Origin of the sequence: Ruegeria sp. HKCCA6707 (assembly GCF_013033515.1) — a bacterium.
Taxonomy (GTDB): Bacteria; Pseudomonadota; Alphaproteobacteria; order Rhodobacterales; family Rhodobacteraceae; genus Ruegeria.
Window position 1 is genome coordinate 347,627 of the sequence record NZ_WQEG01000002.1, and the last position, 12,074, is coordinate 359,700.

Here is a 12,074-nt window from a genome sequence, read left to right on the forward strand (position 1 = left end):
ATCTACATCAATGTGATTGCTACGCAAGAGAAAAAGCAAAACCGCACGGAGCCAAGTTTAGATGACCATCGTCCCCATTACATCACCCGATCTGGACGCGGCCGAGGTTTCCTGGTTTTCCGCGTTGTGTTCGGACGATTATCAGTTTCTGGGCGTGCCCGATGGGGATCTGCGGTCCAGCTGGGACCATTGTTCCAGCATCGTGAAAGAGGCCGAAGCACAAGGCTTTCGCAACATCTTGTGCCCGTCTTCCTATCAAGTTGGGCAAGACACGCTGAGCTTTGTCGCCGGATGCGCGCCGATTACGGAAAAGATCAACCTGCTGGCCGCTGTACGCTGCGGCGAGATGCAGCCCATCATGCTGGCTCGCACCATCGCGACGCTGGATCACATGCTCAAGGGTCGGCTGACCGTCAATATTATCTCATCCGACTTCCCCGGCGAAAAAGCTGACAGCGCCTTCCGGTATCAGCGCTCGCGCGAAGTGGTCGAGATTTTGAAACAGGCCTGGACGCAGGATGAGATCAATCATGCAGGTGAGGTCTATAGTTTCTCGGGCCTGACCACAGACCCGGCCCGACCTTACCAGACAGGCGGCCCGCTGCTGTATTTCGGGGGCTATTCCCCGTCCGCGCTGGATCTGTGCGGCGAGCATTGCGATGTCTATCTGATGTGGCCCGAAACCAAGGATCAGTTGGCAGAACGGATGAAGGCCGTTCATGCGGTGGCCGAGAACTACGACCGCACGTTGGACTATGGGCTGCGCGTGCATATGATCGTGCGCGACACCGAGGCCGAGGCGCAGGAATACGCGGATTACATCGTGTCCAAGCTGGATGACGAATATGGCCGCGCGATCCGCGAACGGGCGCTGGATTCCACATCTCTGGGTGTGGCGCATCAGGCCAAGAACCGCGATTTGGCGGATGAATATGGCTATGTCGAGCCAGGGCTTTGGACTGGTGTCGGACGGGCACGGTCCGGCTGTGGGGCGGCGTTGGTTGGGTCAACCGATCAGGTCATGACCAAGATCGAAGAGTATCAAAAGATGGGCATCCGCGCCTTTATCTTCTCGGGCTATCCGCACCTTGACGAAGCCAAACACTTTGGTGCGCGCGTACTGCCTAATCTGAAAACCTGCTCGCTGCCTGTAGAATACGGTCGCGTGCCTGAAACGACCCCGGCGACACCGCTGGGCAACGGAGTCCGTCGCTGATGCAACGTGTGAAACTATCCGACACGCTGGAAATGAGCCGCCTTGTGTATGGCATGTGGCGGCTGGGCGACGATACCGATACGTCGGCAAGTCATGTCGAGGCCAAGATCCAAGCCTGTCTGGATCAGGGCATCACCACTTTCGATCAGGCCGATATCTATGGTGGCTATGCCGCCGAGGCCGTTTTGGGCGCGGCCCTGCGCGCCAATCCGGCCTTGCGGCAACGGATGGAGATCGTCACCAAATGCGACATCGTCGCGCCGATGGGTCGTTATGCACACGCCAAGGTCAAATATTATGACACCTCGCGCGCCCACATCCTGCAATCCGTCGACACATCGCTGTCGGAAATGGCCACCGATCATATCGATCTGCTGCTGATCCACCGGCCTGACCCGTTGATGGATCATCATGAAACCGGTGCGGCTCTTGATGAGGTTGTGGCCAGCGGCAAGGTCGGCGCCGTTGGCGTGTCGAACTTCCGTCCGTGGGACTGGTCGCTGCTGCAATCGGCGATGAAAACGCAACTTGTGACCAACCAGATCGAAATCTCGCTGGGTGAGATCAGCCCGTTCACCAACGGAGATCTGGCTTTCCATCAACAACACGGCCATCCGATCATGGCCTGGTCGCCCTTGGGCGGTGGCCTTTTGATGGCCGGAAACCCGCCCGTCGGTATTGTCGCAGACGAAATCGCTGCCGAGTTCGGTGTAGACCGCGCCGCCGTTGCCGTGGCCTTCCTGCTGGCTCATCCTGCAAATATTCTGCCGGTTCTGGGTACAAACAACCTAGACCGGATCAAGCGCGCCACTGACGCGCTCAAAGTCAAACTGGATCGGGAAAGCTGGTACCGCCTTTATGAGGCGGCGCTTGGGCATGAGGTACCGTGATGAACGCAATCTCGAAAGACATGAACCATACTTTTGTGCCACATAAGGATGACACACGCACGTTGCGCGACGCGTTTGGGCGCTTTGCCACCGGTGTGACCATTGTGACCTGTGACAGTGATGATGGCCCGATCTGCATCACGGCCAACAGCTTTTCGTCTCTGTCCCTGGACCCGCCGCTGATCATGTGGGCGGGCGACCGGAACTCGCGCCGGTTCCCCTATTTCCACAAAGCGCGCCATTTCACCGTTCACGTGCTATCGTCGGAACAGGCCGAGCTGTGCTTTGGCTGCTCGAAGAACGCTCACGCTCTGCGCGACATCCAGCATGAGCGGTGTGCGAACGGAACACCGCTGCTGCCAGATTGTCTGGCGCGGTTCGAATGCGAACAACACGCCTATCACGATGCGGGGGATCATGTGATCGTGGTGGGCAAAGTCCTGAAGGCCAGCATGAGCGATGGAGACGCGCTGACCTTCTATGCCGGGAAACTCGGCCAATTCGCGCAGCACTAAGCGCGATCTGACGGTTGCGGGTGATACCCGCAGCCAAAAAAGGGAGGATCCGCATGGGCGGACTGGCATCGGTGCTTGCGCCGATTGCATTCGTGAACGAAACCGTGCTGCGTTTTGGCCGCGCGGTTGGCGTTGTTGCGATTGCACTCATGGTCATCGCAATCCTGATTCAGGTGTTCTTTCGATACGTGTTAGGCAACGCCTTGCCCTGGCCGGACGAGGCGGCGCGGTTCTGTATGTTGTGGATGACCGGCCTCATGGCCCCCACTGCGTTCCGGCGCGGCGGCTTTGTGGCCATCGACATGTTGCCCCTGATGCTTCCGCGCGTATTGGGCCAGCTTTTGATGCTGTGCCTGCTGCTCGTTTCGCTTTTGGTCCTACTGGTGGCCGTCAATATCGGCTGGTCCGAGGTCACAGGCTTTGGAGGCAAGTTCGCCACCGCAGCGCTCTATCTGCCGACATCACTGGGCTTTGACGAATGGTATCGCATCCCGCGCAGCTGGATGATGGCCTCATTGCTTGTGGGCATCGTCCTGCTGGTTGCCGTGAATATCGAGTTGATCCTGCGCGCGATCGTGACGCTTATGGGGGGCAAGGACCTGCTGCCCGAAATTGCAGATGCGCCGGTGGGGGCTGAATAGATGCTGATCTGGTTCCTACCCACCTTCCTTGTCTTTCTGATGATCGGCCTGCCGGTCTTTTTCGCGCTTCTGGCCGCGCCCGGTATCCTACTGTGGCTGAACGGGCAGACAAACGACATCACGCTGCTCTATCGCAATGTCTATAACGGCATGGACAGCTTTCCGCTGATGGCGATCCCGTTCTTCATGCTGGCCGGAGAGCTGATGAATCGTGGCGGCATTACCATTCGACTGGTCGAATTCAGCCAAGCCCTGATGGGCCACCTGCGCGGCGGGCTGGCGCATGTGAATGTGCTCAGCTCGATCCTCTTTGCCGGTCTGTCTGGCTCGGCGGTGGCCGATACCTCGGCCCTTGGGTCGATGCTGATTCCGGCGATGGAGAAACAGGGCTATACCCGTAAATTCGCCGCCGCCATCACCGCCGCAAGTTCGGTGATCGGACCGATCATTCCACCTTCGGGGATCATGATCATCTATGCCTATGTGATGGGCGAAAGCGTCGCCGCGCTTTTCCTGGCGGGCATCGTGCCCGGTGTCATGGTTGGCGTTGGCCTGATGCTGATGATCAAATTTATGGCCGACAAATACGACTTTCCTGTCGCCAGCCGCAAATACTCCTGGCCCGAGCGCGGGCAGGCCAGTCTGAAAGCCTTCTTCCCGCTGTTGACCCCGGTGATCATCCTGGGCGGCATTCTGGGTGGGGTATTCACCCCGACCGAAGCTGCCGCTGTTGCCGTGGGATATGCCTTTATTATCGGTTTCTTTGTGTTGCGTACGCTCACCTTAAAAGAGGTGCCAGAAATTCTCAGCAATGCCGGTCTGACCTCGGCTGTTGTACTGCTGCTGGTTGGGGCCGCGATGGCCTTCAAAACGGTGGTCAGCCTCAGCCACGCGCCCGAGCAATTGGCTTCGCTGATCCTGAGCCTGTCGGAAAACCCGCTGATCCTGCTGTTCCTGATCAACCTGCTGCTGTTCATCGTCGGCATGTTCCTGGATGCAGGCCCCGCGATCATCATTCTGGGTCCGATCCTTGGCCCCATTTTCACCAGCCTCGGCGTCGATCCGATCCATTTCGCCATCATCATGAGCGTCAACCTGACTGTGGGTCTGGCCACGCCACCCATGGGGCTTGTGCTGTTTGTGGCCGCTGCGGTGTCACGCGAAAAGGTCGAAACCATCGCCAAGGCGATCCTGCCATTTCTGGCTGTCGAAATTATCGTGATCTTCCTGATCACATATATCCCCGCAATATCCATGACGATCCCGAGGATAACGGGATTTGCCAACTAACTGAGTTTCACAGGGAGGAAACGCATGCTCAGAAACTTCATCAAATCCGCAGCGGTGGCGACATCGCTGGTCGCCGCTTCAGCGGTGGCCGCAACAGCAGCCGACTATACGCTGCGCGCCACGGCCAACTCGAATGAAAACGACGAAGACTATGACGGTCTGATTGTTTTCAAAAACTATGTCGAAGCGGCCTCGAACGGCGCGATTGAGGTCGAGCTGTTCATCGGCACCCAGCTGTGTTCAAACGGTGCGGAATGTCTGCAAGGTGTCGCGGACGGCACCATCGACATCTATATTTCCACCTCGGGCGGTGCCTCGGGGATCTTTCCTTACGTGCAGGTTCTGGACCTTCCCTATCTGATGGCGGATGACCGCATTGCCGAGCATGTACTGTCGGGTGATTTCACCCGGACCATGCGCGATATGGCGCTTGAGGATTCCGGCGGCGCGATCCGTCTGATGACTATCGGCAACACCGGTGGCTGGCGCAACTTTGCCAACACACAGCGCCGTATCGCCGAGCCTGCGGACATGGAGGGGCTGAAGATCCGCACTGTGGTGGCCGATCTTCCGCAGGAACTGGTCAAAGCTCTGGGCGCGTCGCCCACCCCGATCCCATGGCCGGAACTGTTCACCAGCTTCCAGACCGGTGTGGTCGAAGGTTCCAAGAACGGGATCACCGACATCATGGGCATGAAATTCCCTGATGCGGGCCTGCAATATGTGACGCTGGACGGCCACGCCTATATGGGCGCGCTGTGGTGGATGAACAACGCCAAGTTCCAGGAGATGCCGGAAGACATGCGCCGCGTGGTGGTTGACGGCTTCTATGCGCTGCAGCAGGCCACCTTTGCCTCACCCAAGCGCAAATCGATCCAGGCCTATGAAGACTTTGTTGCTGGCGGAGGCGACCTCTATGTTCCCACGCCCGAGCAGAAGGCTGCGTTCAAAGAGGCGGCAACACCAGTTTATGATTGGTTCCAGTCCAACGTAACCCGCGGGGATGAGATCTTTGTGGCTCTGACCGAAGCGGTCGCGGCAGCCGAGGCTGACGTCAACGCGTCACGCGATGCGGATCTGAACTAAGCTTATGGGTCGGGCCTTCGGGCCCGGCCTTTACCGAAACGGGTACATCCACCCTTTATAGTCCTTCACCAGCACATGCGCCCTTTCGATCTGCTCCGGCGACATTTTCTTGACCACTTCTTCCAGGCTGATCGCCGCATCGGGATCACCACCAATCGCGCTGAGCGTGTACCACATATAGGCGCGCACCAGATCGGGCGCAGGCATGCCCAAGCCCACCTCGTAGTACCATCCGACACCCGATTGCGCCCCCGGATGCCCTTTCATCGAGGCGCGCAGATACCATTCAAAGGCCCTCTCGTAATCCTGTTCGACCCCAAGGCCCAAGCCGTACATCACACCGATCAGCTCTTCAGCCTCGGCATTGCCCGAGCGCGCGGCGGGCAGCAATTCCTCGCGCGCGGCTTCAAATTTCCCCTCTTCCATCAAATCGCGCGCCTGTTCCAGTTCGGCCAGTGCGGGCGTCGTGAAAAGGCAAAGGGCAAATACAAGCTGGCGCATGGATTGGGTGCTTTCCTGATTGCCGGGACTGCCGCAGCCCAAGACCTGCCGCGCCCGCTGAGTGATGATGATTTCCTGTCCTTTGATATGGAACAGGCCGCGATTGGTCATCAACTGTTTTACGACCCGATCCTGTCGGGCAATCAGAACATATCCTGCGCCCATTGCCACCATCCTGATTTCGGCACCTCTGATGGCCTGTCGCTGGGCATTGGCGAGGGTGGGCAGGGTCTGGGCCCGGATCGCACGCCCGGCACCGGGGTGGACAAGATCCGCAAACGCATCCCGCGCAACTCGCCCGGCTTGTGGAACCTTGGCGCCAAAGACCTTCACACCGTGTTTCATGACGGGCGGCTCAGCCTGTCTGATGTCTATGGCAACGGCTTCAACTCTCCGGCGCAGGAATGGCTGCCCGATGGGCTGAATTCGCTGCTGGCGGCGCAGGCGCTGTTCCCGCTCACCGCACAATTCGAGATGGCCGGGAATGTGGGTGAGAACCAGGTGACCGGCGCGGTTGCGGACCGGATTGATCTGGGTTGGCCGATCCTGGCCAAGCGAGTGCGCACGGATCCCAGCTACGGTCCGGCCATGGTCGCGGCGTTTGATGAGATCGACGCGACCGAAGACATCACCATCACCCAGATTGCCAACGCGCTGGCTGCGTTCATGGCCATCGAATGGCGCAGCACCGACAGCCCGTTTGATCGCTTTCTCGCGGGGGACGAGACGGCGTTATCCGCATCTCAAGAAGACGGGATGCGGCTCTTTTACGGCAAGGCGCAATGTGCCAACTGCCATTCCGGCCCGCTGATGACGGATCAAGCGTTTCACGCACTCGCCCTGCCGCCTTTCGGCCCCGGACGGACCCGCCAATGGGATCCATATGCTCGCGATGTCGGGCGGATGGGCGAAAGCAACCGTCTTGAGGACGCCTATCGGTTCCGCACCCCGATGCTGCGCAACGTGGCGCTGACGGCGCCCTATGGCCATAACGGCGCGTTCCCCGATCTGGAAAGCATGATCCGCCACCATCTGGACCCGCAATCAAGCTTTGCAGAATGGACACCCCAGATGGCCGACCTGCCAGACGTGCCTTGGCTGCAAACCGCAGATTTCGTGGTGTGGCAGGATCAGCTTGAACTGCAACGGGTGCAGAGCAAAGTCGACATAGAGCCAGTGCAGCTGACAGATCAGGAAATCGACGCTCTGGTCGCCTTCCTGAACGCGCTGACAGGAACCAGCACCGACACCCCGCCCTTTGGCGTTCCCGAGGGGTTTGAGCCCTAAGAAGACAAAATCCCGCCTTCGAGCACCAAGCCTTTGCAGCAAATGGTGCAATTAACGATTGTCGAACTCGAAGCTTAATGTCCGTTGCGAGCCCAATCCGGAAGTACTTCGGTGCTAATGCTCGCAAGTGCAGCAACGCGAAGGCCAAAAGTCTTAGCCGCTCCGCTGCGAGAAAAGCGGCCGTTCATGCAGAGCGCAGCGTGGTTTGCAACATCTACTTCCGCTCAGCGGACAAAGCGTAGCTACCTTGAGAAGGCCGACAACGATGTCTAGGTATCGACTTTTCCCCGAGAGCCATACTCCAACCACGCTCGATCTTTGGGATCTAGGTATGCATTCATTATGCTGTCGTAGTTTGCCAGTTCGTCCACCGTAAGTTTTCCGAGCCATTTGCCACTCGTACCGCTGTGGAAAAACTCAGCATCCGACCTGAAGAACCCTTTACCACCTGATGGAGCATAGCGCTCTGCCTTGTCCTTCATATTGTCGAAGGTCGCAGCCTGAACAAGTTGTTCCATGACTGCTTCGGAGTAGGTCATGTCCAAGATGTCAGCCAGTCTGGAGAACGTGCCTTTCAAATCCCGTGTCATATCCGCATAGTGGAAAAGCGATACGTTCGGACGGTCGGAAACTGCCGCAGCAGCTTTGTAATGCTGGAGAATATGTGCGAGCGGCATTGCATCTCCATCGAATCCCTCCGCTCCACCGTCCAGAAAGCGGCGGAACGTGATGCCCTCTTCATCGTTCTCGGGAAACCATGAGTCAAACCAGGTCATTGGGATGTTTTTCACGTGTTTGCGAAAGGAGAAATGCGCATCCAGTGGATGACGAAAAACACAGATGTACTGCGCTTGATCATCTAGAGGTAGCCCATCCATTGGCGTGTGGCTTTTCATGCTGCGCCGATGCTTCATAGCTTCGAGCCGTTCAGCGACTTCAGGCATCTCTCGGATTCGGATGTCCACCCAAGGCATTTTTAGGGACAACTCCGTTTCAACTTCGGGATCACCAGAAAACAAAAGAGATACGATCGTTTGCATCCAGGTGGTTCCGCATTTCGGAGGTGTCACTACGAAAACATCGTCTGGGCGGATGCGAACCATATCCCAGCGTCTATTGTCAGTAAGGGGACCAAGGTAGAGCTTTCGGTTCTTCATGTCTGAAATCTCCTGCGTGCAGACTGTGTCTGCAAGGCTGAAAAAGCAGACAAGCGTTCTCAATCACCGTTTTCTACAACACGAAACTCAAATACGAACACTGAAAGCCAATTTCTGAGTGCGGTTTATTCAACATGATGAGCAAGCCTACCGTCCCACTCTTCTGTTGGAACTTTTGGTTTAGGCGGATCTGCTATGTATGACGGTGTCATAATCTGTGTTCCGTTCTCATTGAACACATCGACAATGTTTTCACGCAAATCGGACAAAATCTTGGGCAGGCTCGATCCGCGCGAAGTGTATGCGTTGATCTCATAATTGATTGCGTAGTCAGCCAGTTGCGTCCAAAGCACAAAAGGTTCAGGGTTCTTTCTTAACCCTTGAGTTCGGTGAGCTGCCTCTATCAGCATCGCTTTGATCTTCTTTGGTGGCTCCTCGTATCCGATCCCTACTGTCGTGTGAACCAACAGCCCTCGGCCATCCACTTTACGCGAGTAGTTTACGACCTCGGAATTGAGCAGCTGTGCATTTGGAATGCTGATCATCTCGTTCTTGATCGATTTGATGAGTGTTTCCATCAGTTTAATCTCAGTGACGTCGCCAATCTTGTCGCCAACCTGAATGCGATCACCGACGTTGGTACTGCGTCTGTAGATGACAAACAGACCGGCCATCATATTTGACACAACCGTGTTCGAACCGAGCGAAACCATGATACCCGCCAGAATTGTCAAACCCTGAAAAGCCCGGGAGTCGGAGCCGGGAATATAGGGATAAGCGAACACCAGTGCGATCACGATGATCAATGCCCTGACCAACATTTTTGTGGGTGCAATCCAATGCTCTTCAAAGTCTTTGAGTTCAAAAGCGCCGTTTTCAAGATTCTCAAAAAACAGATCGATGCCACGAATGGCCAACCGTGTCACAGCTGCGATGATACCGAGCATGATAAGGTTGGGTATGTATCCAACAATGGCGAGAACAACGGTGACGAGCGGTTCGCTCACGTACTTCAAAAGTATTTGGGCAATAGCCTGCGTCTCAGCAAAGGAGAGCAGCACCAATGATAGGTAGTAGTAAAAGAAGAATAAAAACATGACCCACATCAATATGTGGATTAAATAGACGATAATCGAGGCAATTGCCCTACTTCTCAAGATCGACTTCGTGGCTTCCTCAACGCTTTCAGCTCTCTTTTCTAGGTTATTTTTGATATAGCCCAATAGCTTTCGCCGCTGCGCAAAAAACGTATACGAAGCGAGTGCAAAGACTGCCGTCCAAGCAAATGCAGCCATCGCACTATCTACTCTGCCCTCATTAGACCGGGCATCTCGGTATTGAAGGATTGCTGTCTCAATCGCTTCAGCCTGAAGCCCAGCCAGGACATCAATGGCCATTTGTTCGTGCTCAGCATCAGCTTGGGTGGTTATCGTAACCATTTGCCCGTCAACGCGTATCATTTTCCCAAATTCAGCGTCCGAAACTTGAATTTGAACCGAAGCTCTCGTCGAAGCATCGGCGACCTGAGCGATCCGCTCCTCGATCTTTCTCGCTCGTTCGGTCGCGGGCAGCGCACTTGATCCGCGAACCAAGAACAACTCTTCACCATCCACAATGACCGGTGCAATGAATTCGGGATCATCTCCATCTTCAGCCGGTGCGAGAATTTCTTCCGACTGAGCAAACGCGACACCGCAGACGAATAGAAGTGTCAGCAACCAAAGTGTAAGAGCCCTCATGATTTTGCTCCTTCTGCGGGAATAATGTGCACATCGCGTTGCGGGAACGGTATAGATATTCCTTCTTTGTCAAACCGCTCTTTTGCTTGGCCGGTCAGGTCCCAAAAAACGGTCCAATAGTCATCTGACTTGGACCAAGGGCGACAGAAGATGTTGACGGAGTTGTCTCCCAACTCACCCACGAAGATCTCTGGTTCTGGCGTTTTTAGGCAAAGCTGGTGTCGCGCAACCAAGTCTTTGAGCACTTCAATTGCTTGGGCAGCGTTGTCCGAATAGGCGATTCCAAAGACCAGATCGACGCGACGTTCTTCGGATGCGCTTACATTGGTTATCACGTCCCCCCAAATCTTGCTGTTCGGGACTATGATAATCTGATTGTCGAATGTTCTGATCTTGGTTGAAACCACCGACATCTCATCAACAAATCCCGAAGAGCCACCAACCTGAATATAGTCGCCAGTGTCGAATGGCTTGAGAACCATGATCATCAAACCGCTTGCGAGGTTTCCTAGCGTTTCCTGCAATGCGAAACCTAGGATGAACGACAAACCGCCAAGTACGGCAAAAAGCGGTGTAACGTTAACTCCGAACAAAGCTAAAACGACGAGTATGCCAAGGACGAAGACGGCCCAGTACACGGTGGTGGCAATGAAGCGTTTCAGCATTCTGGAGATAGTCGGTATTTTGTTCAGACCCTGTTCAGTGACACGGCGCACTATTCGAGCAACGAACATCATGGCCCAGACTGCCAACAAAACACCCAGACCGGCCATCAGCAGACCGACGCCCCCTTCCCACGAGAACAACCACGCCCAAGCGTTCTGAAAAAGTGTTTGAAGATCGGTCGTTTTTAGGGCTCCCGTTTTCAACGCGAGAATATAGTCAGTATGCGGCTCCAGATCTTCCGCCTTTGCGCCTTTCAGGGTCCATGCTTCGAGCACCAGGTGATACTTGTTGAGAATGTCTGATCCAGCGTCGTTCAAGGAGGACAACTGAGACCGCAAGTTGTCTTCCCGAGTTCCGCTCGCCGATCGAAGTTGCAAGTTTACTTGCGCGACTTCTTCGAGCCGAGAACGTACATAACTCTGCCAAGTACCAGCGATCTGGGCAAGCTCTTCCACAGTTAAGGGAACAAGTAGGATCTCGAGATCATCGGCCGCAATCATCTCATCAACGACTGCATTAATAAGATCGTCATTCTCGACCTCTACAGCCTCTTGGTCCTCCTCAGTTTCTTGCGCGCCGGCAGGAAAAGCACTCGAAAATGCCGTGAACCAAACGAATGACCAAATCATTAACGTTCTCAGCGATTGTCTCATCTGTCTGTCCCCTACTGCCTTAACAGTCGAAGAGAGCACACACAGACTTAAAAAATCCAGAATTATCTTGATGTTTGAATGTTTCGCAGTGATCAACAGATACTCTGTTTGGGTCTAACTCTAGATCTGATCACTCACCCAGATCAGCCGGAAATATGTACTCTCCGGAAAACGCTTACGCCAGTTCGAGTAACTGCTACCCACCGCCCTCTTCCATCCCTCTACCGGTCGTGGGCCGTATTAACATCCAGAATGAGTTTCAGAGAAAGTCGGAGCGCAGCACGGAAAACAGAACCACAAAGCTCACTTACTGTTTTCACGAAAGCTTTTTCCATCTTTGTTGTTTTTTATGCGACCGTTTTGGAATAGCTTCAACTGGAACAATCGAAAAAAGCGGCCAAACAGATCTAAGAAAGTACTCAGGAAACTTGCC

11 protein-coding genes are annotated in these 12,074 nt (G+C 55.3%); 7 read left to right on the top strand and 4 right to left on the bottom strand.

Annotated elements, in window-relative coordinates:
• Positions 1-61: 61 nt before the first annotated feature.
• Genes GOW40_RS07650 through dctP form a run of 6 tightly spaced genes read left to right on the top strand, consistent with a single transcriptional unit; the run spans position 62 to position 5,638 of the window.
• Entirely contained in the window at positions 62-1,216 is a 1,155-nt protein-coding gene (locus tag GOW40_RS07650) for an LLM class flavin-dependent oxidoreductase (RefSeq protein ID WP_171101506.1), read from the top strand.
• Positions 1,216-2,106, top strand: coding sequence for an aldo/keto reductase family oxidoreductase (locus tag GOW40_RS07655; RefSeq protein WP_171101508.1), 891 nt, complete (start codon positions 1,216-1,218; stop codon positions 2,104-2,106). The genes GOW40_RS07650 and GOW40_RS07655 overlap by 1 nt, the downstream gene beginning before the upstream one ends.
• On the top strand, positions 2,106-2,621 hold the full coding sequence (locus GOW40_RS07660) for a flavin reductase family protein (protein ID WP_171132072.1): 516 nt from the start codon (positions 2,106-2,108) through the stop codon (positions 2,619-2,621). Before GOW40_RS07655 ends, GOW40_RS07660 begins: the two co-directional genes overlap by 1 nt.
• A 53-nt stretch (positions 2,622-2,674) precedes the next feature.
• Positions 2,675-3,262 carry a TRAP transporter small permease gene (locus GOW40_RS07665; RefSeq protein WP_171132070.1) on the top strand — a complete coding sequence of 196 codons (588 nt, stop codon included), beginning with the start codon at positions 2,675-2,677 and terminating at the stop codon, positions 3,260-3,262.
• Positions 3,263-4,552, top strand: a complete 1,290-nt coding sequence (locus GOW40_RS07670) for a TRAP transporter large permease (RefSeq protein WP_171132068.1) — start codon at positions 3,263-3,265, stop codon at positions 4,550-4,552.
• Positions 4,553-4,576: 24 nt separating this feature from the next.
• On the top strand, positions 4,577-5,638 hold the full coding sequence (gene dctP / locus GOW40_RS07675) for a TRAP transporter substrate-binding protein DctP (protein WP_171132066.1): 1,062 nt from the start codon (positions 4,577-4,579) through the stop codon (positions 5,636-5,638).
• Between the two features lie 30 nt (positions 5,639-5,668).
• Here dctP and GOW40_RS07680 read toward each other — a convergent pair whose 3' ends face one another.
• A complete protein-coding gene (locus GOW40_RS07680) occupies positions 5,669-6,139 on the bottom strand; it encodes a tetratricopeptide repeat protein (RefSeq protein ID WP_171132064.1) in 471 nt (156 codons plus the stop codon).
• A gap of 3 nt (positions 6,140-6,142) precedes the next feature.
• Between GOW40_RS07680 and GOW40_RS07685 the strand changes: the two genes are divergently transcribed.
• Entirely contained in the window at positions 6,143-7,426 is a 1,284-nt protein-coding gene (locus GOW40_RS07685; protein ID WP_254444365.1) for a cytochrome-c peroxidase, read from the top strand.
• Positions 7,427-7,695: 269 nt separating this feature from the next.
• Here the strand turns inward: GOW40_RS07685 and GOW40_RS07690 are convergent, their stop codons facing one another.
• From GOW40_RS07690 to GOW40_RS07700, 3 genes are all read right to left on the bottom strand, one after another.
• Positions 7,696-8,583, bottom strand: coding sequence for a sulfotransferase domain-containing protein (locus GOW40_RS07690; protein ID WP_171132062.1), 888 nt, complete (start codon positions 8,581-8,583; stop codon positions 7,696-7,698).
• Positions 8,584-8,708: 125 nt separating this feature from the next.
• Positions 8,709-10,322, bottom strand: a complete 1,614-nt coding sequence (locus tag GOW40_RS07695; RefSeq protein WP_254444367.1) for a mechanosensitive ion channel family protein — start codon at positions 10,320-10,322, stop codon at positions 8,709-8,711.
• Entirely contained in the window at positions 10,319-11,641 is a 1,323-nt protein-coding gene (locus GOW40_RS07700) for a mechanosensitive ion channel family protein (protein ID WP_171103141.1), read from the bottom strand. Before GOW40_RS07700 ends, GOW40_RS07695 begins: the two co-directional genes overlap by 4 nt.
• Positions 11,642-12,074: the final 433 nt, after the last annotated feature.